Here is a 21822-nt window from a genome sequence, read left to right as displayed (position 1 = left end):
TGTATCAATTGGCTATTGAAAAAATTACGATGCCGCAGCTCGGTGAAAGTGTAACAGAAGGTACGATTAGCAAATGGCTCGTTTCTGTTGGAGATCACGTAAATAAATACGACCCGTTAGCTGAAGTTATGACGGATAAAGTAAATGCTGAAGTGCCTTCTTCTTTTAGTGGAACAATTAAAGAGTTAATTGCAGGTGAAGACGATACCTTGCCTGTGGGAGAAGTGATTTGTTTAATTGAAGTAGAAGGAACTGTACCTCAAAAAGAACAGGAAGCTTCTGATAAAACTGTAGAAGAATCAGCGCCAAAAACAGCGGACAGTCAATCAAATAAAAGTCGATACTCTCCAGCTGTTATGCGTCTGTCACAAGAACATAATATTAATTTAGATACTGTGACAGGAACAGGTGCGGGCGGTCGCATCACGAGAAAAGATATTTTAGCTGTTATTGAAAAAGGTGGAGCTGCTGAAGTGAAAGAAACACCTGCACCAACAGTTCAGACAGAAGCACCCGTAGCAGCTGCTGGTCCAAAAACGCAGCAGCCTACGCCAGTTGTGTCTGCAGCAGGAGATCAAGAAATCCCTGTTACAGGCGTGCGTAAAGCTATTGCAGCAAATATGCTTCGCAGCAAGCATGAAATTCCGCATGCATGGACAATGGTTGAAGTCGATGTAACGAACTTAGTTTCTTATCGTGATTCATTAAAGACGGAGTTCAAACAAAAAGAAGGTTTTAATTTAACGTATTTTGCGTTCTTCGTAAAAGCAGTGGCTCAGGCTTTAAAAGAATTCCCTCAAATGAATTCAATGTGGGCAGGAGACCGTATTGTACAGAAAAAAGACATTAATGTATCCATTGCTGTTGCAACAGACGATGCTTTATTTGTGCCGGTTATTAAACAAGCCGATGAAAAGACAATCAAAGGCATTGCGCGTGAAATTACAGAGCTCGCGCAAAAAGTTCGTACGGGTTCATTGAAGTCTGAAGACATGCAGGGCGGAACGTTTACTGTTAATAACACAGGTTCATTTGGTTCCGTGCAATCAATGGGGATTATTAATTACCCACAAGCGGCTATTTTACAAGTAGAATCTATTGTAAAACGTCCGGTTATTATTGATAACATGATTGCTGTTCGAGATATGGTTAACTTATGTTTATCGCTTGATCACCGCGTGTTAGACGGCTTGGTGTGCGGCAGATTTTTGGCAAGAGTTAAAGAGATTTTAGAATCTACGTCTAAAGAGAATACGTCCGTCTATTAAAAAAAGTAAATGGAGCTTTCTCCATTTGCTTTTTTATTTTGAAGCAATGATTGAACAATTTGTAAAAGATGTATTAAAATAAAAGAAGAATCATCAAACTTCAAAGTGTAATCATCTAGGTTTAGCAGGCAGCTATTAACTGTAAAGGGGCATGGAAATGAAAACAAATACATTATCATTTCATGAATTTACACGTACACCTAAAGAAGATTGGGCACAGGAAGTTAGCAAAAACACCGCGCTCCGCCCAAAAGAAACGTTAGAAAACATCTTTTTGAAACCGCTTTATTTTGAAAGTGATACTGTGCATTTAGACTATTTGCAGCAGAGTCCGGCGGGAATAGATTGTTTAAGAGGAGCCGGTAAAGAATCATACATATTAGGGGAATGGGAAATCACCCAAAAAATCGACTTACCTTCTATTAAAGAGAGCAATAAACTTCTTTTAAACAGTTTGAGAAATGGACAAAATACGGCCGCTTTTACGTGCAGTGAAGCGATGAGGCAAGGAAAAGCCAATCATGAAGCAACAGAAGCTGAAGTAGCTTCAGGCGTTTCAATTTCTACTTTAGATGATGTTGCTCATTTGTTTCAACATGTAGCTCTTGAAGCCGTTCCTTTATTTTTAAATACAGGATGTACATCCGTTCCACTTCTTTCTTTTCTAAAAGCATACTGTGTCAAACATGACTTTGATATGAGACAGCTAACAGGCACGGTTGGAATGGATCCGCTCGGCACGCTTGCTGAATACGGGAGAGTTCCACTCTCTACTCAAGATTTATACGATCATTTAGCTTATGCAACACGTTTGGCTCACAGTAATGTTCCAGAGCTCAAAACGATCATTGTATCAAGCATTCCTTACCATAACAGCGGTACAAACGCTGTTCAAGAACTAGCTTATATGCTTGCTACAGGGGTGCAGTATATTGATGAATGCATGAAACGCGGTTTGTCCTTACATCAAGTTTTACCTCACATGACATTTTCTTTTTCAATTAGCTCACATTTATTTATGGAAATATCAAAGCTTCGTGCTTTTCGCATGCTTTGGGCAAATGTGGTTCGTGCTTTTGATGAAACGGTCATTTCAGTACCGTTTATCCACACGGAAACGTCACATGTTACACAGTCTAAAGAAGACATGTATACAAATGCGTTAAGGAGCACGGTTCAAGCATTTGCTTCTATTGTAGGAGGAGCGGATAGTCTGCATATTGAACCATATGATTCCGTCACATCCTCATCTTCTCAGTTTGCTCATCGCCTTGCCCGTAATACTCACTTAATTTTGCAGCATGAAACACATATATCAAAAGTAATGGATCCTGCCGGAGGCTCTTGGTACGTTGAAGCTTACACACATGAATTAATGACAAAAGCTTGGGAGTTATTTGGCGACATTGAAGACCGCGGCGGAATGGAAGAAGCTTTAAAACAAGGGCGAATTCAAGATGAAGTTGAACAAATGAGAGTAAAAAGACAAGAGAATATAGAGTGCCGAATTGAGCGCTTGATCGGGGTCACACACTATACTCCTAAGCAACACGCTGCATCCGAAAAGATAAAAAGCACCCTATCTAAAAAAGAAGAAAGAAAAATGGATAAATACAGTGACCAGCATGCTTCGGAGTCCCCATCAACTCTTTCACTAGACGACTATACAAAGCTAGCTTCTAAAGGGGTAACAGCAGGATGGATGCTAAAGCAAATGTCGAAGCAGTCACGGCCTGAAAAAGTAGTGCCGCTCACTAAGTGGAGAGCAGCAGAGAAGTTTGAAAAAATACGGGTTTATACAAAGGGAATGAGCATTGGCATTATGGAGCTCGCCGATCCTAGTAGCCGTAAAAAAGCTGAGATTGCCCGATCTTTATTTGAAAGCGCAGGGTTTGCGTGTGAAACGATTAAAAACATAGATTCCTATGTGGAGATAGCAGATTGGATGAATGAACAAAAACATGAAGCATATGTGATCTGTGGAAGTGATGAGCTCGTTGAAAAGCTCTTAACAAAAGCGATGACTTATTTTGAGGAAGATTCCGTTTATGTGTATGTAGTGGGTGAAGAACATGTATCACGCAAAACGCAGTGGCAGCAAAAAGGTGTAATGAGCGTCATACATCCTAAGACGAATGTTATTCAATGCGTTAAGAAGTTATTATGTGCTTTGGAGGTAGAAGTTCATGTATAAAAAGCCTTCTTTTTCTAATATTCCATTATCATTTTCAAAGCAGCAACGGGAAGATGGCGTAGCTCAAAGTTCATTCACTTCTTTTCAAACAAATGAACAAATTGAATTAAAATCAGTGTATACAAAAGAAGACAGAGATGACCTCGACTTTATTCACTTTGCACCTGGTGTCCCACCGTTTGTGAGAGGGCCGTATGCAACGATGTATGTGAATCGGCCTTGGACCATTAGGCAGTATGCAGGATACTCAACGGCGGAGGAAAGCAATGCCTTTTACCGCCGAAACCTAGCTGCTGGACAGAAAGGGCTGTCCGTTGCATTTGATCTCGCTACCCACCGAGGCTATGACTCTGATCATCCAAGAGTTGTTGGAGACGTAGGGAAAGCAGGCGTGGCGATTGATTCAATGATTGATATGAAGCAGCTGTTTGAAGGGATTCCGCTTGATCAAATGTCTGTGTCGATGACGATGAACGGGGCGGTGCTTCCTATTTTGGCTTTTTACATCGTAACAGCTGAAGAACAAGGGGTGAAAAAAGAAAAGCTGGCTGGAACGATTCAAAACGATATTTTAAAAGAATATATGGTGCGCAATACGTACATTTATCCTCCTGAGATGTCAATGCGAATCATAGCGGATATCTTTAAATATACAGCAGAATACATGCCGAAATTTAACAGTATCAGCATATCAGGCTATCATATGCAAGAAGCAGGTGCTCCGGCAGACTTAGAGCTTGCTTATACGCTTGCAGACGGACTTGAATATGTGCGAACCGGCTTGAAAGCAGGAATTTCAATTGATGCGTTTGCCCCGAGGCTATCATTTTTCTGGGCAATTGGCATGAACTATTTTATGGAAGTAGCAAAAATGAGAGCAGGGCGGCTGCTGTGGGCAAAACTAATGAAGCAGTTTAAGCCGGATAATCCTAAATCTCTAGCTCTTAGAACGCATTCTCAAACGTCTGGATGGAGCCTGACTGAGCAGGATCCATTTAATAATGTTATCAGAACATGTGTCGAAGCTCTAGCTGCAGTATCAGGTCATACGCAGTCGCTTCACACAAACGCACTGGATGAAGCAATTGCTCTTCCGACTGATTTTTCAGCTAGAATTGCCCGAAATACGCAGCTTTATTTGCAAAACGAAACGGAGATTTGTTCCGTTATTGATCCTTGGGGAGGCTCTTATTATGTGGAATCATTAACGAATGAATTAATGATAAAAGCGTGGAAGCACCTTGAAGAAATAGAGCAGCTGGGCGGAATGACAAAAGCAATAGAAGCAGGCGTACCTAAAATGAAGATAGAAGAAGCCGCTGCGCGCAGACAAGCACGAATAGACTCGCAAGTAGAAATTATTGTAGGTGTTAATCAGTTCCAGCCAGAGCAAGAAGAGCCTCTTGATATTCTTGATATTGATAACACAGCAGTTCGAACGAAGCAGCTGGAAAAGTTAAAAAAAGTGCGCAGTGAACGTAACGAACAAGCGGTAGTCGAAGCGCTTGATCGGCTGGATAATTGTGCCAAAACAGGTGAAGGAAATCTCCTTGCTTTTGCGGTTGAAGCTGCGAGAGCTAGAGCTACACTAGGTGAAATTTCAGAAGCTATTGAGAAAGTAGCTGGAAGACATCAGGCTACTTCTAAGTCAGTCAGCGGTGTATACAGTGCGGAGTTTGCGCATCGAGATCAAATAGAAGGAGTTCGAAAGCTTACGGCTGAGTTTTTAGAGGAAGAAGGAAGGCGGCCAAGAATTTTAGTGGCGAAGATGGGGCAAGACGGTCATGACAGAGGGTCGAAAGTCATTGCAACAGCTTTTGCTGACCTTGGATTTGATGTCGATATCGGTCCTTTATTTCAAACGCCTGAAGAAACAGCAAGGCAAGCTGTAGAAAATGACGTACATGTGATTGGCATAAGCTCTTTAGCAGCTGGGCATAAAACGTTACTACCGCAGCTTGTCGATGAGTTAAAGAAATTAGAGCGCGACGATATTGTTGTCATTGTCGGAGGCGTTATTCCTAAACAAGACTACTCATTTCTTTTAGAACACGGCGCTTCTGCTATCTTTGGACCTGGAACAGTAATCCCAAAAGCGGCCGTTTCCGTCTTACATGAAATAAAGAAACGGTTAGAAGAATAGTTGGTGAAGACAATTGGTGAAATTAAAAACGGTAAAAGATTATAAACAAGGGCTGCTGGAAGGGAAAAGAACAGCGTTAGCTCAAGCCATTACTTTAATTGAAAGTAAAGCGCCGAAGCATAAAGTAATAGCACAACAGCTGATTAAAGAAATCTATCCTCATACGGGGCATTCAGTGCGCATTGGTTTTACAGGGGTACCCGGAGCAGGAAAAAGTACGCTGATTGACAAATTCGGGTCGTACCTATGCAAAAATGGCCATTCCGTTGCGGTTTTGGCAGTCGATCCAAGCAGTACCTTGTCTGGAGGAAGTATTTTAGGAGATAAAACCAGAATGGAGCTGCTTACCAAACAAGAGAACGCTTTTGTCCGCCCTTCACCTTCTCAAGGAACACTTGGAGGTGTTCATCTTAAAACGAGAGAAGCAATTTTTCTTTGTGAAGCCGCTGGGTATAACATCATATTTGTTGAAACGATGGGTGTTGGCCAAGGTGAAATGATTGTAAAAGAGATGGTAGACTTCTTTGTTCTTCTTGCTTTAACTGGAGCGGGAGATGATTTGCAAGGAATTAAAAAAGGGCTGCTTGAATGGGTTAATTTGATTTGTGTAAATAAAGCAGATGGAGATAACCGGTTAAAAGCAGAAGTGACCGCAATAGAATACGAAAGCGTAATCGGTTTTCTTCACGGTCATTCTGGAGGGTGGAAACCACAAGTAATCACAACTTCTGCTTATGAGGAAGCATCATTTCAACACTTGTGGAAGATAATTTGCGAATATAAGGAATGGATGAATAAAAATGATCTGTTTTATGCAGTAAGGCAAAAGCAAATAAAGGCATGGTTACAAGCAAGTGTTAATGAATATTTACAAGAATCATTTTATGAACATCCTTTAGTTAAGCAAACGCTAGGGGATGTTGAAAAACAAATGATGACGGGAGATGTCACAATGGCTGAAGCTCTCGAACAATTGATTAAAATCTATCAGCAGGCGATGAAGGAAATGTAAAAAAGGACCCTGCATTTCATGCGGATCCTTCTACACTAGGGAGTTAAGAGTATGGTTTTCTAGCTGTAAAAATAGTATCACCATGTCTTTTCTTGTTTAATCTTGATTCCCAAGAAAAAATGAGTCAAAGCAATCGCCTTTTTAGTTTTCGTTTGCTATGATAAAGAATAGATAGTAAAAGGGAGGTATGAAAATGAATATCGATTTTAACTTGTTTATGAACGACGTTGTTCGTCAAGCCCGTAAAGAAATTACAGCAGCTGGTTATACAGAATTAACGACGGCTGAAGCGGTAGATGAAACGTTTAAAAAGCCTGGCACAACGCTTGTAATGGTGAATTCAGTTTGCGGTTGTGCAGGAGGTATCGCAAGACCTGCTGCAGCGCACGCTGTACATTATGATAAACGTCCAACAAACTTGGTTACAGTATTTGCTGGGCAAGATAAAGAAGCAACTGCACGTGCACGCGAATACTTTGAAGGTTATCCGCCTTCATCTCCATCTTTCGCTTTATTAAAAGACGGAAAAATTATCACAATGGTAGAGCGTCATGAAATTGAAGGCCACGAGCCAATGTCAGTTGTTATGAAGCTGCAAGAAGCATTCGAACAGCACTGTGAAGAAGTGTAATCGAGAAGCCGTTTTGAACGGCTTCTTTTTTTATGCATTTTTTAATCTATCTATATACAAGCTTTCTAGAGAGTGGAAAATGTTGAGAAAAGGTATTTTCAAATAGTGAAACTTATATTTAAAAAAGATATTGCATATTTATAACGTTGTGTTAAAATACATTTATATGAATATATATTTAAATTTCGACATTTACTTGCAATAGCAAAAAACTTATTTCATAATATTATTAATTTTTAAAAAATAATGTAAGGAATAAACTAGGGGGAACGAAGATGAAATTGAAGAAGTGGTTATCGGTAACGGCAATTGGTCTCTTAACGGCAGGCGTTTTAGCTGCATGCGGAGCGGGAGAAGGAACGTCTAATGGAGGAGCAAGCAGCGACGACAAAGATAAAAAAGTATTAGTAATGGGAACATCAGCAGATTACCCACCATTTGAATATATTGATACAGCAAAAGGTGATAGTGAAGCGATCGGATTTGACGTAGATTTAGCAAAAGCAATCGGTAAAAAGTTAGGCTATGACGTACAGGTGAAAGATATGGAATTTGGCGGATTAATTCCAGCTTTACAATCTAATAAAGTCGATTTAGTTTTAGCTGGTATGACGCCAACTGAAAAGCGTAAAAAGAACGTGGACTTCTCAGACGTATATTATGAAGCAAAAAATATGATTGTATCGAAGAAAGATGCACCAATTAAAAATGCAGAAGAACTAAAAGGAAAAACAGTTGGTGTACAAACTTCTTCTATCCAAGCAGACGAAGCAAAAGAAATTGCAAAAGAAGTAGACGGAGTAAAAGTAACAACGCGTGACCGTATTCCGGAACTAATTCAAGAAATGAAATCAAATCGTATCGATGCAGCCATTATTGAAGATACAGTAGCTAAAGGGTATGTAAAAAAAGACACTAGCTTGCAAATGTCCGATACAGGACGTCCAGATTCAAGTAAAGGATCAGCAATCGCATTTCCGAAAGACAGCAAGCTAACGGATGACTTTAACCGTGAATTAAAGAAAATGAAAGAAAACGGTGAATTAGATAAATTAATCGTTAAGTGGTTTGACGACCAAAAATAAGAATGATAGTTAGAGAGGAATGGAACTAGGCATGAATTTGGATTTTTCGCAAATCGTGCCTTCTATGCCTTATATTTTAAAAGGGATAGGGGTAACGATACAGATAGTCCTAGCTTCAGCAATTTTAGGGTTTGTGCTGGGAGTTATTTTATCTTTATGTAAAATCAGCCGCAATAAACCTCTTCAATGGTTTGCGGATGCATATACGTCCGTGTTTCGCGGAACACCGCTTGTACTGCAATTATTATTAATATACTTTGGATTACCTCAGCTGCTCGGGTTTGATATTGCCCCGTTTCCAGCGGCCGTTGCTGCGTTTGGGCTAAACTCCGCAGCATATATATCTGAAATTATTCGTGCTGGTATTTTAGCTGTTGATAAAGGACAGCGTGAAGCGGCATTAGCATTAGGAATTCCTTATCGTCGCATGATGGGACAAATTATTTTGCCACAGGCACTTAAAAATATTTTACCTGCTTTAATGAATGAGTTCATTACATTAACAAAAGAATCAGCTATCGTCACAGTTATTGGAGCACTGGACATTATGCGCCGTGCTTACATTGTAGGTGGAGAAAAATTTGCCTACCTTGAACCGTTGATTTTTGCAGGATTGATTTATTATGTAATGGTAATGGGCTTAACGCTCCTTGGTAAAGCAGTCGAGAGGAGAATGAGAAAAGGTGATTAACGTTGAAAATTTACACAAATCATTCGGTAAAAATGAAGTTTTAAAAGGCATTTCAACTACGATTAAGGAAAAAGAAGTCGTAGCTGTTATCGGTCCTTCTGGTTCTGGTAAATCTACTTTTTTACGCTGTATGAACCTGCTTGAAGAACCGACGAGCGGATTAGTTTCAATTAACGATCAAGTGATTACAGATAAAAAAACAAACATTATGCGCGTGCGTGAAAACGTAGGAATGGTATTTCAGCATTTTCACTTGTTTCCACATATGACAGTGCTTGAAAATTTAACGTATGCTCCGATGACGGTAAAAGGCATGTCAAGAGAAACTGCTGTTGCTAAAGGAAAAGAATTACTTCAAAAAGTTGGACTTGCCCAAAAAGCAAACGAGTTTCCAAGCCGCTTATCGGGCGGTCAAAAGCAGCGTGTAGCTATTGCGCGAGCGTTAGCAATGGAGCCAAAAGTGATGCTGTTTGATGAACCAACATCAGCTTTGGATCCAGAGATGGTAAAAGAAGTACTAGATGTAATGAAGTCGCTGACAGAAACAGGAATGACGATGGTCATTGTAACGCATGAAATGGGATTTGCACGAGAAGTAGCGGATCGTGTGCTGTTCTTAGACGGCGGTGTGCTTGTTGAAGATGCGCCTCCGGCTGAATTTTTCTCAGCGCCTAAAAGTAAGCGTGCTAAAGATTTTTTAGAAAAGATTTTATAATAAAAAAAGTGCAGGAAGAGTACTATCTTTTCTGCACTTTTTTATTGACAATTATACGGTATAGCCAAATTTAAGGTTGTTTTATTTTTTTATTCGTGTTAATAAGGAATAGAGTATTTTATCACACTAAAAAGAAACTAACATGTAGGAGTCTAGAAAATGAAATTTAAAATTGGGTACCGGACAATTAAAACAGCCGTCGGTACATCACTAGCTATTATTATAGCTCAGTTCTTTCACCTCGAATTTTTTGTATCAGCTGGAATTATCACTATTTTATGCATTCAAAATTCAAAGAAAAAATCGTTGCGAAGTGCAAGCGATCGTTTTATTGCTTGTTCTTTATCCATTCTGTTTTCATTTATATTTTTTGAAGGGATTACTTATCATCCACTTGTGATAGGACTGATGCTGCTTTTATTTATTCCGGTGACGGTTATATTCAAAGTCAATGCAGGGATTGTTACAAGTTCCGTTATTTTGCTTCATATTTACTCCAAAGGCAATATGACATGGGGAATTGTCTTTAATGAGCTTGGCTTGATTGTAATCGGGATAGGCGTTGCGCTGCTTGTGAATTTATATATGCCAAGTTTAGATCAAGAGCTTCGCACGTATCAGCGAGAAATTGAAGAGAATTTCCGGTCGATGTTAAAAGAAATTGCCCTGTACCTCAGAACGAATGACAGCAGTTGGGACGGTAAGGAAATTGCGGATACAGTAAAAACTTTAGAAAAAGCAAAAAGCCTTGCGTTTCGCGATGTAGAAAATCACTTTGTGCGCGGGGAAAATTATTATTACCGCTACTTTAAAATTCGCGAAAAACAGCTTGAAATTATTGAACGTACGCTTCCTCTCATTACCGCTATTGATTTGGTGGTGGAACAGCGCTACATGATTGCTGATTTCATTGAAGAATTAAGTCTATCTATCCACCCCGGTAATACAGCGAAATTATTTTTAGCCAAACTTCAGCATTTACGAGAAGCGTTTGCAGAGATGCCGCTTCCGAACACGCGGGAAGAGTTTGAAGCACGTGCCGATTTATTGCACGTAGTCAAAGAAATTGAACAATATTTGGTTATTAAACAAACCTTAAAAATAAGTTAAACAGCATGCATGTTGTTCATCGTGCTTACGAACACTAAAAGGGAAAAGAGATACCTCTCTTTTCTTTTACTTAGGACTAACGTAAGGTGGTGGATTACTTGCATGTGTTTGCTTTTATCCTTTTACTACTATCTCCGGTTTGGCCATTAGGAGAAAATCCGTTGCTAAATGATCCTTATATTATTATTAATAAACAAAGCAATGAGCTTGCTTATATTCAAAATAAAGAAATTAAACAAATTATCAAAGTAGCTACGGGGAAAACAGTTAATCTGACGCCCGAAGGAGAGTTCACGGTAACAGTAAAAGCTGTTAACCCCTATTATCGAAGAAGTAACATTGGGGGAGGCGCTCCTCAAAACCCTCTAGGTGTAAGGTGGATTGGGTTTGATGCAAGAGAGACTGACGGACGTATTTATGGCATTCACGGCACAAATCAGCCGGATTCCATCGGTAAATATGTATCGAATGGCTGTATTCGCGTAGAAAATCGTGAAGTAAGCCATTTATATGATCAAGTGCCATTAGGTACAAAAGTATGGATTGTATCTACAGATCAATCTTTTGAAGAGTTAGCTGCTCAAAAAGGCATTTTGAATATACAGCAAAAGACTGGTGACTAGTCACCAGTCTTTTTTATATTTTTGCATTGTACAAAGAAACAGCAATGCATCTATGTTTTTAGTCATCAGTCCCAATTAAAACCACATGGCAAGTCCTGCTAAAAGCGTAGATATTAACATGACAAGAAGCATTAAAAACACAATAGTCTTTTGGATTTTCTTATTAGACATACAACCAAAATCCTCCTACACGTTTTTTTCTTATTTTACATGTCTTCTGCTGCTTAGACAAGCAACTTTCTGTACATACGGGAGCAGGAGATTTCTTTCGTTTTCAAGAATATGTGTAAATGAAAACGCTTTTTTAAGAGGTGAGAAAGTGATAAAAGGAATTGATCACATAGGAGTAGCTGTAAAATCAATTGAAGACAGCCTGCCTTTTTATGAAAAGGTATTGGGATTGTCTCTATTAAAAGTAGAAGAAGTAGAAGAACAAGGTGTAAAAGTTGCTTTTATTCAGTGCGGCAACGTAAAAATTGAATTATTAGAGCCGCTTTTTGAAGACAGTGCAGTCGGTACGTTTATCAAAAAGAGAGGTGAAGGTCTTCACCATGTTGCTTTAGGTGTGCGTACAATTGAAGAGCGAATTACAGAGTTAAAGGAAAAGGGTGTACAAATGATTGATGATATTCCGCGAAGAGGCGCAGGGGAAGCTTCCATTGCTTTTTTGCATCCAAAGTCAGCAAACGGTGTTCTTTATGAGCTCTGTGAAAAAACACTAGAGGAGGAGAAGAAACATGGTTGACATTTATGATAAATTAAATGAATTGTACGATAAACGCCGGAAGATCGAGTTAGGCGGAGGAGACGAAAAAATTGAAAAACAGCACCATAAAGGGAAACTAACAGCACGTGAACGAATTGAAATTCTTTTAGATGAACATACATTTGTCGAGTTAAATCCATTCATTGAACATCGGTGTGCTGATTTCAGTATGAATAGTCAAGTAGGTCCAGGGGATGGGGTAGTAACAGGTTACGGCAAGATAAACGGTCGCTCAGTCTATTTGTTTTCGCAAGATTTTACAGTGTTCGGAGGTGCTTTAGGCGAAATGCATGCTAAAAAGATTGCGCACGTAATGGATTTAGCAGCTAAAACAGGCGTACCGTTTATTGGTTTAAATGATTCAGGTGGGGCTCGTATTCAAGAGGGCGTCATGTCTCTTGATGGATACGGTCATATTTTTTATCGAAACGCCATTTATTCTGGTGTCATGCCTCAAATATCTGTTATCATGGGTCCTTGTGCAGGCGGAGCCGTGTACTCACCAGCAATTACGGACTTTGTTTTTATGGTAGAAGAAACAAGTCAAATGTTCATTACCGGACCAAAAGTAATTGAAACCGTAACGGGAGAAAGCATTTCCTCTGAAAATCTTGGAGGAGCAGCTGTTCATAACGAAATTAGCGGTAATGCCCATTTTAGAGGTTCAACAGAACAAGAGGTGCTAGAACAAGTACGAACGCTCTTAAGCTATCTTCCTCAGTCTAGCCAAGAGCAGCCTCCTTTAGCCTCAAAGGCAGAGTGTGATCATTATCGTCCGGATTTATTAGATGTTGTCCCATTTGATGCCGTGCGCCCTTACGATGTGCGTCAAGTCATTCACCAAGTAGTGGACGAGCACTCATTTTTTGAGGTGCAAAAAGACTTTGCTAGAAATATTGTCATTGGTTTTGCCCGCATAGATGGAAAAGTTGTCGGACTTGTGTGTAACCAGCCTAAAGTAATGGCAGGCAGTTTAGATATTAACTCCTCAGATAAAGCAGCAAGGTTTATTCGATTTTGCGATTCATTTAATATCCCACTTATTACATTTGAAGATGTTACAGGTTTTTTCCCAGGTATCAAGCAGGAACATGGCGGAATTATACGTCATGGTGCTAAAATTTTATATGCATACTCCGAAGCTACCGTTCCGAAAATCACGGTTATCTTGCGAAAGGCGTACGGAGGTGCATACGTAGCTTTAAATAGTAAGTCGATTGGAGCCGACCTTGTGTATTCATGGCCAAATGCAGAAATTGCTGTTATGGGTCCTCAGGGTGCTGCAAATATTATCTTTGCAAATGACATTCGGGGTAGTGAAAACCCAGATGAAACAAGACACGAAAAAATTGAACAGTATCGCGAGAAATTTGCTAATCCTTACGTAGCGGCAAGCGCTGGAATGGTGGATGATGTTATCGATCCTCGGGAAACAAGAATAAAATTAATACAAGCGCTTGAAATGTTGCACAATAAAAAGGAAGAGCGTCCAGCAAAGAAACATGGTAACATACCATTGTAGGTTATTTTTGGAGGGATTACATATTATGATTAATGAACAACGAATAGTTGATTTATTTATTGAATTAGTACAAGTAGATTCAGAAACAAAGCATGAAGAAAAAATTGCTGTTGTACTAAAAGAAAAATTTACTGCATTAGGTGTCGAAGTAGTAGAAGATGATGCCAAAGAAAAAACAGGCCACGGAGCCAACAACTTAATCTGCACACTGCCAGCTACAAAAGAAGGCGTAGACACAATCTATTTTACTTCTCATATGGATACAGTAGTACCTGGAAACGGTATTAAACCATCTATTGAAGATGGCTATATTAAAAGTGACGGCACGACGATTCTTGGTGCTGATGATAAAGCAGGTTTAGCAGCAATGCTAGAAGCAATCGCGGTATTAAAAGAAGAAAAAATTACGCATGGAAAAATTGAATTTATTATTACAGTAGGAGAAGAATCTGGCTTAGTGGGCGCTAAAGCTCTTGATTCTAATCTCGTAACGGCAAAATTCGGCTATGCTTTAGATAGTGATGGCAAAGTGGGAGACATTATTGTTGCTGCTCCGACGCAGGCAAAAGTAAATGCAACAATTTATGGAAAAACAGCTCATGCAGGTGTAGCTCCTGAACGAGGCGTTTCTGCTATTACTATTGCTTCAAGAGCCATTTCTAAAATGCCGCTTGGACGTATTGATGAAGAGACTACAGCGAATATCGGACGTTTTGAAGGCGGAACGCAAACGAATATCGTATGTGACCGCGTCGATATTTTAGCAGAAGCTCGTTCGTTAATTCCAGAAAAAATGGAAGCACAAGTAGCGAAAATGAAGGAAGCGTTTGAAACAGCTGCACAAGAAATGGGTGGACGTGCAGAAGTTGATATTAAAGTGATGTATCCAGGCTTTAAATTTGGCGATGGAGATCATGTTGTCGAAGTTGCTAAAAAAGCGGTAGCTAATATCAATCGTCCTTCACGCTTGCTTCAAAGCGGAGGCGGAAGCGATGCCAATGTAATCGCAGGCTTTGATATCCCAACAGTAAACTTAGCAGTTGGTTATGAAGACATTCATACAACAAATGAAAAGATTCCGGTAGAAGAACTAGTGAAGACATCTGAACTAGTAGTGTCGATTATTAAGGAAGTAGCAAAATAATAGTTGAAGCCTTGCTTTTATATAAAAGCAAGGCTTTTTACATAGTGAATAGTAAATAGTCTGAATTTTTTAACATAATGTATAATGAAGAAAAGATGATCGTTTTGTACAATAAAGATAGTAATACATTTTACCAAATTAGAAGTTGAAAATAACGTATATAAAAAATATGTAAGCGCTTTCAATTTAGGTTTTATCAACAAGTATCTTTGGGAGGTTGATGCAATGCGATCACCGGAAAGTTTGCAGTCCATCATTCAAAACTTTAATGAAGTAGAAAAAGGGTTGTCCAATAGAGAAGCAGTCGAAGAATCTAATCGATGTTTGTACTGTTATGATGCACCCTGTATTCAGGCATGCCCTACAGGAATTGACATCCCGACGTTTATTAAAAAAATTGCATCGGGCAATTTAAAAGGGTCTGCTGAAACGATTATGTCCTCTAATCCCGTAGGAGCAAGCTGTTCGAGAGTCTGTCCAACCGATGAACTATGTGAAGGAGCGTGCGTGCTTAACCATTCAACAAAACCAATTATGATTGGAGATTTGCAGCGCTACGCAACGGATTGGGCTATTCAAAATGAACAGGTGCTGTTTGAGAAAGGAAAAGCAAATGGCAAAAAAGTAGCGATTGTTGGTGGAGGTCCGGCTGGTCTTTCTGCAGCAAGAGAATTGGCGCGATTTGGGTACGATGTAACCATTTTTGAAGCGGAAAAACAAGCAGGAGGGTTAAATACATATGGAATCGTGTCTTTTCGTCTTCCTCAAGCGATTTCATTCTGGGAAGTTGAACAAGTAAAAAGCTTAGATGTGAAAATTAAAACGAACGTAAGAATTGGAGAAGATATTCTTCCAAGCGAATTATTGCAGTCATATGATGCGGTTGTATTAGCTATTGGTATGAGTAAGGTGCCTTCTCTACATGTTGAAGGTGAAGAGCTAGACGGTGTGTATGATGCGATTGATTTCGTTAAAAAAACGAAGTCAGAAGCGTTATCAACAGAATTTGTGGATAAACGTGTTGCCGTCATTGGTGCGGGAAATACTGCGATTGATGGTGCTACGTGTTCCGTGCGCTTGGGGGCTGAAAATGTTCAAATTTTATACCGTCGTACACGAGAAGAAATGACGGCTTATGATTTTGAATTTGAATTTGCGAAACAAGATGGTGTTGAATTCCGTTGGTTAACAGCTCCTATACGAATTATTGGAGATGAAAATGGTAAGGTGAGCGGAATTGAATGCGTAAAAATGACGTTAACAGATCCAGATGCAGACGGCCGCAGGAAGCCTGTTCCTGTTGAAGGTTCAACGTTTACGATTCCAGTCGACGCTGTTGTGAAAGCAATTGGTCAAGAACGATACCTATCCTTGATTCAACAATTTCAGCTGCATCATGAAGACGGAGTTGTCTTAATTAATCAAGAGACGTTCCAAACATCAAATCCAAAAGTATTTGCTTGTGGAGACGTTATTTTTGGTAAAGGGCAAGGAGAAGCAATGGTTGTGACAGCTGCTCAGCAAGGAAAACAAACGGCGTTAAATATTCATATGCAGTTAACAAAAGAAACAATGGAAACAGCTTAAAATCAGGAGGAGGAGAAATCTATGGCAAATTTAACAACAAATTTAGCAGGTATTCAATCACCAAATCCGTTTTGGCTGGCATCCGCACCGCCAACCAATTCAGGTTATCAAGTGCAGCGTGCATTTGAAGCAGGATGGGGAGGCGCAGTTTGGAAAACGCTTGGTGATCCGATTTTAAATGTTTCCTCTCGATTTGCTGCCGTTGGCTTCAACGGTCAGCGCGTAGCTGGCTTTAATAATATTGAGTTAATCACCGATCGTCCGCTTGAAGTCAATTTGAAGGAAATCTATGAAACTAAAAAGAAGTTTCCTAACCACGCAATTATCGCCTCTCTTATGGTAGAGCCTCAGCAAGAAAAATGGCATGAGATTGTCAAAAAAGTAGAAGACGTAGGAGTGGATGGATTAGAGCTGAACTTTGGCTGTCCGCATGGAATGGCAGAACGAGGGATGGGTGCTGCCTCTGGGCAAGTCCCCGATTTGGTTGAAAAACAAACGTATTGGGCTAAAGAAGTTGCCCAAACGCCGGTCATTGTTAAATTAACGCCAAATATCACAGATATCACAGTTACAGCAGAAGCAGCGGTTCGAGGCGGTGCTGACGCTGTTAGTATGATTAACACTATTAATAGTTTAGCAGGAGTAGACATTCATTCATGGAATACGATTCCACACGTAGCAGGAAAAGGTGCTCACGGAGGTTATTGCGGCCCTGCTGTTAAGCCAATTGCCTTAAATATGGTCGCTGAATGTGCGAGAAGTCCATTCATTAACGTTCCAATATCAGGTATGGGAGGCGTTTCGAACTGGCAAGAAGCCGTCGAATTTATGTTAATGGGTGCTGCAGGTGTGCAAGTATGTACAGCAGCTATGCATCATGGATTCCGCATTGTAGAGGATATGATTCAAGGTCTCAATTATTATTTGGATGAAAGAGGAATCAAAAAAGTAAGTGACATTGTAGGAAAAGCCGTTTCAAAATATTCCGACTGGGGCAACTTAGATCTCAATTATAAAGTAGTGGCTCGCATTGACCCGGATACGTGTATTAACTGCAATAAGTGTCATATTTCTTGTGAAGATACTTCTCATCAATGCATTGATATGCTGAAAGATCCTTCGGGGAAATCTTATTTAAAAGTACGAGAAGAAGATTGTGTAGGCTGTAATTTATGTTCGATTGTATGTCCTGTGGACGGGGCGATATCCATGGTTGAATTACCAAATGAACAGCCTCCAATGACGTGGAATGAACGCCAAGCTGCTTTACAAGCGACGGCTGTGCAGCGATTAGACGTATAAATACAAAGGGGATGAAGAAATGAAGAAAATAGTTAAAAATGGTGTAGTAGTGACAGCAACAGATACGTATAAAGCCGATATTTTAATTGAAAATGGAGTTATTTCGGCAATCGGCTCGGCTTTTGAAGAGCAGGGATGTGAAGTGATTGATGCGAAAGGCAACTATGTATTCCCAGGAGGCATCGATCCTCATACTCATTTAGATATGCCGTTTGGAGGCACTGTTACAAAAGATGACTTTGAAACAGGCACAAGAGCAGCAGCTTTTGGAGGTACGACAACTATTATCGATTTTTGCTTAACCAATAAAGGCGAACCGCTGCAAAAAGCGATCAGCACATGGCATGAAAAATCAAAAGGAAAAGCGGCTATCGATTATAGCTTTCATCTAATGATTGGAGAAATCACAGAAGATGTATTAAATGAGCTTCCTACGATTATTGAAAAAGAAGGAATTACTTCTTTTAAAGTATTCATGGCCTATAAAAATGTTTTTCAAGCAGATGATGCTACCTTGTATCAAACGCTAGTGCAAGCTAAAAAACTAGGGGCGCTTGTGATGGTACATGCTGAAAATGGAGATGTTATTGAGTATTTAACGGCACAAGCACTAGAGCAGGGTCAAACCGATCCTATCTATCATGCACTGACTCGTCCTCCAGAAATAGAAGGAGAAGCTACGGGAAGAGCCGCGGTGCTAACGGAGCTGGCTGACTCACAGCTCTATGTTGTTCACGTATCGTGCGCTGAAGCGGTTAAAAAGATTGCTGAAGCAAGGGAAAAAGGTGTAAATATCTGGGGAGAAACGTGTCCGCAGTATTTGACGCTTGACCAAACCTATTTAGAAAAACCGAATTTTGAAGGAGCAAAATACGTATGGTCGCCGCCTTTACGTGAAAAGTGGAACCAAGATATTTTATGGAATGCTTTGCGTAACGGAGACTTGCAAACGATTGGATCAGATCAGTGCTCGTTTGATTTTAACGGTCAAAAGGATCTAGGAAAAGGAGATTTTACGAAGATTCCAAACGGAGGACCTATTATCGAGGATCGCATGAGCATTTTATTTTCAGAAGGAGTGGTGAAAAAGCGAATTAATATAAATCAGTTTGTTGATATAACATCAACTAAAATTGCTAAACTGTTCGGACTGTATCCGAAAAAAGGAACGATAGCGGTTGGTGCAGACGCGGATCTGCTTATATTTGACCCTTCTGTTGAACGTACGATTTCAGCCAAAACGCATCATCTGGCAGTCGACTATAGCGCGTTTGAGGGAATGAAAGTCACAGGTGAGCCGGTTTCAGTGCTTTGCCGCGGAGAATTTGTTGTAAAAGATAAGCTGTTTGTTGGTCAAAAAGGCTACGGACAGTATACAAAAAGAGCAAAGTTTAACGAGTTAAATACGGCTAACGAAGCTGAAAAATTAATGTTATAAAAACAGATGAAGAAATAGATCGGGGGTAGGGAAATGTCAAGTTACCATGAATATATGGCAGAGCGAGAAAAGATTGATTTTTTGCTGCAAAAGGGATTTAAAATAACGGCCGTAACAGAGAATCTAAGCGGGGCATTTGTGACGTTCGAACGCACCGAAAATAACCAAACCGAACAAGAAGCGCTTCATATATTGACGGCGGATGCTAGAAAATATTTTTCATCCGTGTTGATTCAACAAGTATAAAAATGAACCATGTCTGAAAAGACATGGTTTTTTCTTTATTTACTAATACCTATAAGTTTTTTACTATATTGGCTGACAAAAGTGATCCGTTTTTTTTTGTTTTTTTCGTTTTAGATTTGAAGCAAAATAACTAGATATTATCCATTCACTGTATTACAGTTGTTACATTTCGTTTACATCGAAAGAGAAAAGGTTTAGTTATCTAGTAAATTGTAGTAAATATTATAGTAGAACGTTTTCAAAATGAATCTACTAAATACAAAAAGGGTGTGACACGGATGGATCAAGCTACACAGTGTATGACACAAGAAGAAACAAAAATTATTGATAAATTAAAAATGGAAATGTTAAATGCAGTGTCACTACAAGATTTGCGTTTTTATAAAAAAGAAATTCACCGAATTAAAGAACAAGCGGTTAAACGCCACGGTTTTTTTAATAAATTACAGCAAACGGCTCAGAAGCTGTAACGATCTCTTATCGTTACAGCTTTTTTCGTTTCTTTCATTAAATATTTTATTTCTTCTAAATATTTAATATAATGTAAGAAGATATAGCTTTTGTTCTACACATATGCGAAATACGCGTTAATGATCCAGGAGACATGATGTGAAATTCGCTAGGGGCGGTGTTGACTTGAAATCATATTTAACAGTAACAGAGATTTTAACAAGGAAACATTTTGTAAACTGTGAAGTAATAGCTGGAGAGAAAGGGCTTACTAATTCTGTGAAGTGGGTGCACGTGATGGAAGTGACGCGCATCAATGAGCTGCTAAAAGGAAATGAGCTCATTTTATCAACAGGGGTAGGCTGGGGAGAAGATCCTCAATCTTGTTTATCATTTCTTCAGCAATTAATTTCTTGTAAGGCATCAGGACTGTGTATTGAACTTGGCACTTATACTTCTAAGATTCCGCAAATTGTGATTGATAAAGCGAACGAATGTGATTTCCCGATTATTTTGTTTCATGAGGAAGTTCCATTCGTTGAAATTACGCAAGATGTCCACTCGCTTTTAATTAATCAGCATTATCAAATGATTTCCGATTTAGAACAGTATTCTCATAGGCTAAATCAGCTGCTGTTAACAGTTAACGATCCTGCCGTCATCTTACAATGCTTATATGAATCTACAGGGCTTCTTGTCGGCCTTAAAGTTTCAAATGAATTACTTACCTTTGCTCCGGAGATGGACTTGCTCAAACAGCAGCTTCTACTTCATTATATAAGCAGTGAAAATGAGAGTCCGCATTTTACGGAGCAGCCTATTCATTTATTAGGACAAGATTATGCTCAGCTGTATGTCGCTTCTATAAATGAAGCATTAACAGAACTTGAAGTGCTCACCGTTGACCGGACGGCAACTGCACTTGCTCAGCATTTTTTGAAGGACTTATATGTCGAAGAGAAAAAAAGAGTAGATGAAACCGAATGGATGACGAAATGGATGAACGGAGAGTTAACTCTTGAACAAATAAAAGACTCTATGCACGAAGTGTGTTCAGACTCTCCTATTCGCGGAGGTGTCGTTGTTTGCTGTAAGTGGCAAAGACGGGAAAAGTTTGATCGAACGTATTTTAAGCTTATCTTGCGAAGCATCTTTGAACAAGAAGGCTTTCACTTATTAGTCTCCGAGCGAAATCGCGAAGTATTATTTATTCTTTTGAACAAACGAATGGTTAGCACATGGAGAGAGAGATTAGAAAACAGCCTTCATCGCTGGATGAATCAATACGAATCAGATGAAAATTCAAAGCGGAACGCCATTAGCTTTATCGGAATTGGCCAATATTGTGAACAGCTTGACTGTATGCATAAAAGCTATGAAACGGCTAAAGAAACGATTTCCATTCAAGAAATGCTGCAAAAACAAACGATTATTCATTTTTATGATGATTTGCATATGTACCGAATTATTTCGCTTTTGCATCAGCATGAAGACTTACAGGAAGTGGTATTTGAATATCTGCAGCCCGTTATTACATATGATGAGACGTACAATGCAAAACTCATGGAAACATTAAAAATTTATTTAGCATGCAACGGATCTAAACAAGAGACGGCTAAGCGTCTATACATTGTCCGACAAACGCTGTATCACCGCATTGAAAAACTAGAAAAGCTGCTGGGTGAAGATTTTATGGAGCCGGAAAAACGACTGGCGATTGAGTTTATGATTATGGCATATGAATATTTGTTTATGATGAAAAAGTCGCGCGCGGAATTTATAAACGGATAAGTAAGCAGCTGGAAACAGCTGTTTTTTATGTTGAGGCTGATTTTACTATATGTTCATTTTAGTTCATGCTTTCTCCGAGTTCACTGCGCAAAATGTGAAACGAG

General features: G+C 39.5%; 20 protein-coding genes. 19 read left to right on the top strand and 1 reads right to left on the bottom strand.

Annotation, left to right across the window (positions count from 1 at the left end):
* Positions 1–8 precede the first annotated feature (8 nt).
* From M3225_RS04235 to M3225_RS04190, 10 genes are all read left to right on the top strand, one after another.
* Entirely contained in the window at positions 9–1268 is a 1260-nt protein-coding gene (locus tag M3225_RS04235) for a dihydrolipoamide acetyltransferase family protein (protein WP_251391320.1), read from the top strand.
* A gap of 157 nt (positions 1269–1425) precedes the next feature.
* Complete coding sequence (locus tag M3225_RS04230) at positions 1426–3462, top strand: acyl-CoA mutase large subunit family protein (protein ID WP_251391319.1); 2037 nt, start codon at positions 1426–1428, stop codon at positions 3460–3462.
* Entirely contained in the window at positions 3455–5605 is a 2151-nt protein-coding gene (gene scpA / locus M3225_RS04225; RefSeq protein ID WP_251391318.1) for a methylmalonyl-CoA mutase, read from the top strand. The genes M3225_RS04230 and scpA overlap by 8 nt, the downstream gene beginning before the upstream one ends.
* A 16-nt stretch (positions 5606–5621) precedes the next feature.
* Positions 5622–6617 (top strand): methylmalonyl Co-A mutase-associated GTPase MeaB, encoded by a 996-nt coding sequence (gene meaB, locus M3225_RS04220; protein ID WP_251391858.1) that lies wholly within the window; start codon positions 5622–5624, stop codon positions 6615–6617.
* 193 nt (positions 6618–6810) lie between these two features.
* Positions 6811–7248 carry a BrxA/BrxB family bacilliredoxin gene (locus tag M3225_RS04215; protein WP_013059116.1) on the top strand — a complete coding sequence of 146 codons (438 nt, stop codon included), beginning with the start codon at positions 6811–6813 and terminating at the stop codon, positions 7246–7248.
* A gap of 281 nt (positions 7249–7529) precedes the next feature.
* A complete protein-coding gene (locus tag M3225_RS04210) occupies positions 7530–8333 on the top strand; it encodes a transporter substrate-binding domain-containing protein (RefSeq protein WP_413027004.1) in 804 nt (267 codons plus the stop codon).
* Positions 8334–8364: 31 nt separating this feature from the next.
* Complete coding sequence (locus M3225_RS04205) at positions 8365–9024, top strand: amino acid ABC transporter permease (protein WP_013059114.1); 660 nt, start codon at positions 8365–8367, stop codon at positions 9022–9024.
* A complete protein-coding gene (locus tag M3225_RS04200; protein ID WP_251391314.1) occupies positions 9017–9739 on the top strand; it encodes an amino acid ABC transporter ATP-binding protein in 723 nt (240 codons plus the stop codon). The genes M3225_RS04205 and M3225_RS04200 overlap by 8 nt, the downstream gene beginning before the upstream one ends.
* A 159-nt stretch (positions 9740–9898) precedes the next feature.
* Positions 9899–10849: an aromatic acid exporter family protein gene (locus M3225_RS04195; protein WP_251391312.1), complete on the top strand. Its 951-nt coding sequence runs from the start codon at positions 9899–9901 to the stop codon at positions 10847–10849.
* Positions 10850–10947: 98 nt separating this feature from the next.
* On the top strand, positions 10948–11472 hold the full coding sequence (locus M3225_RS04190; protein ID WP_251391310.1) for a L,D-transpeptidase: 525 nt from the start codon (positions 10948–10950) through the stop codon (positions 11470–11472).
* A 75-nt stretch (positions 11473–11547) separates the two neighbouring features.
* Here the strand turns inward: M3225_RS04190 and prli42 are convergent, their stop codons facing one another.
* Positions 11548–11643: a stressosome-associated protein Prli42 gene (gene prli42, locus M3225_RS04185; protein WP_149917156.1), complete on the bottom strand. Its 96-nt coding sequence runs from the start codon at positions 11641–11643 to the stop codon at positions 11548–11550.
* Between the two features lie 148 nt (positions 11644–11791).
* Between prli42 and mce the strand changes: the two genes are divergently transcribed.
* From mce to M3225_RS04140, 9 genes are all read left to right on the top strand, one after another.
* On the top strand, positions 11792–12217 hold the full coding sequence (gene mce / locus M3225_RS04180) for a methylmalonyl-CoA epimerase (RefSeq protein ID WP_251391308.1): 426 nt from the start codon (positions 11792–11794) through the stop codon (positions 12215–12217).
* Positions 12210–13760: an acyl-CoA carboxylase subunit beta gene (locus M3225_RS04175; RefSeq protein ID WP_251391306.1), complete on the top strand. Its 1551-nt coding sequence runs from the start codon at positions 12210–12212 to the stop codon at positions 13758–13760. The genes mce and M3225_RS04175 overlap by 8 nt, the downstream gene beginning before the upstream one ends.
* Positions 13761–13785: 25 nt before the next feature.
* Positions 13786–14904 carry a tripeptidase T gene (locus M3225_RS04170; protein ID WP_251391304.1) on the top strand — a complete coding sequence of 373 codons (1119 nt, stop codon included), beginning with the start codon at positions 13786–13788 and terminating at the stop codon, positions 14902–14904.
* A 225-nt stretch (positions 14905–15129) separates the two neighbouring features.
* Complete coding sequence (locus M3225_RS04165; protein WP_251391302.1) at positions 15130–16491, top strand: NAD(P)-dependent oxidoreductase; 1362 nt, start codon at positions 15130–15132, stop codon at positions 16489–16491.
* 21 nt (positions 16492–16512) lie between these two features.
* On the top strand, positions 16513–17793 hold the full coding sequence (preA, locus tag M3225_RS04160; protein ID WP_251391300.1) for an NAD-dependent dihydropyrimidine dehydrogenase subunit PreA: 1281 nt from the start codon (positions 16513–16515) through the stop codon (positions 17791–17793).
* Positions 17794–17812: 19 nt separating this feature from the next.
* Positions 17813–19231, top strand: a complete 1419-nt coding sequence (gene hydA / locus M3225_RS04155; RefSeq protein WP_251391298.1) for a dihydropyrimidinase — start codon at positions 17813–17815, stop codon at positions 19229–19231.
* A gap of 33 nt (positions 19232–19264) precedes the next feature.
* Complete coding sequence (locus M3225_RS04150; protein ID WP_251391296.1) at positions 19265–19477, top strand: hypothetical protein; 213 nt, start codon at positions 19265–19267, stop codon at positions 19475–19477.
* A gap of 278 nt (positions 19478–19755) precedes the next feature.
* Positions 19756–19947 (top strand): hypothetical protein, encoded by a 192-nt coding sequence (locus M3225_RS04145; protein WP_013059103.1) that lies wholly within the window; start codon positions 19756–19758, stop codon positions 19945–19947.
* Positions 19948–20086: 139 nt separating this feature from the next.
* Entirely contained in the window at positions 20087–21718 is a 1632-nt protein-coding gene (locus tag M3225_RS04140) for a PucR family transcriptional regulator (RefSeq protein ID WP_251391294.1), read from the top strand.
* The last annotated feature ends 104 nt before the right edge of the window (positions 21719–21822 follow it).

Origin of the sequence: Priestia aryabhattai, assembly GCF_023715685.1 — a bacterium.
Taxonomy (GTDB): Bacteria; Bacillota; Bacilli; order Bacillales; family Bacillaceae_H; genus Priestia; species Priestia aryabhattai_B.
The sequence above is the reverse complement of the archived record's forward strand: the minus strand, read 5'-3'. Positions and strand labels throughout refer to the sequence as shown.

Excerpts from the sequence above, each read along its gene's own strand:
- M3225_RS04230 (WP_251391319.1), top strand. The coding sequence starts at position 1,426 with ATGAAAACAAATACATTATCATTTCATGAATTTACACGTACACCTAAA.
- scpA (WP_251391318.1), top strand. The coding sequence starts at position 3,455 with ATGTATAAAAAGCCTTCTTTTTCTAATATTCCATTATCATTTTCAAAG.
- M3225_RS04215 (WP_013059116.1), top strand. The coding sequence starts at position 6,811 with ATGAATATCGATTTTAACTTGTTTATGAACGACGTTGTTCGTCAAGCC.
- M3225_RS04205 (WP_013059114.1), top strand. The coding sequence starts at position 8,365 with ATGAATTTGGATTTTTCGCAAATCGTGCCTTCTATGCCTTATATTTTA.
- M3225_RS04195 (WP_251391312.1), top strand. The coding sequence starts at position 9,899 with ATGAAATTTAAAATTGGGTACCGGACAATTAAAACAGCCGTCGGTACA.
- prli42 (WP_149917156.1), bottom strand. The coding sequence starts at position 11,643 with ATGTCTAATAAGAAAATCCAAAAGACTATTGTGTTTTTAATGCTTCTT.
- M3225_RS04175 (WP_251391306.1), top strand. The coding sequence starts at position 12,210 with ATGGTTGACATTTATGATAAATTAAATGAATTGTACGATAAACGCCGG.
- M3225_RS04170 (WP_251391304.1), top strand. The coding sequence starts at position 13,786 with ATGATTAATGAACAACGAATAGTTGATTTATTTATTGAATTAGTACAA.
- M3225_RS04165 (WP_251391302.1), top strand. The coding sequence starts at position 15,130 with ATGCGATCACCGGAAAGTTTGCAGTCCATCATTCAAAACTTTAATGAA.
- preA (WP_251391300.1), top strand. The coding sequence starts at position 16,513 with ATGGCAAATTTAACAACAAATTTAGCAGGTATTCAATCACCAAATCCG.
- hydA (WP_251391298.1), top strand. The coding sequence starts at position 17,813 with ATGAAGAAAATAGTTAAAAATGGTGTAGTAGTGACAGCAACAGATACG.
- M3225_RS04150 (WP_251391296.1), top strand. The coding sequence starts at position 19,265 with ATGTCAAGTTACCATGAATATATGGCAGAGCGAGAAAAGATTGATTTT.
- M3225_RS04145 (WP_013059103.1), top strand. The coding sequence starts at position 19,756 with ATGGATCAAGCTACACAGTGTATGACACAAGAAGAAACAAAAATTATT.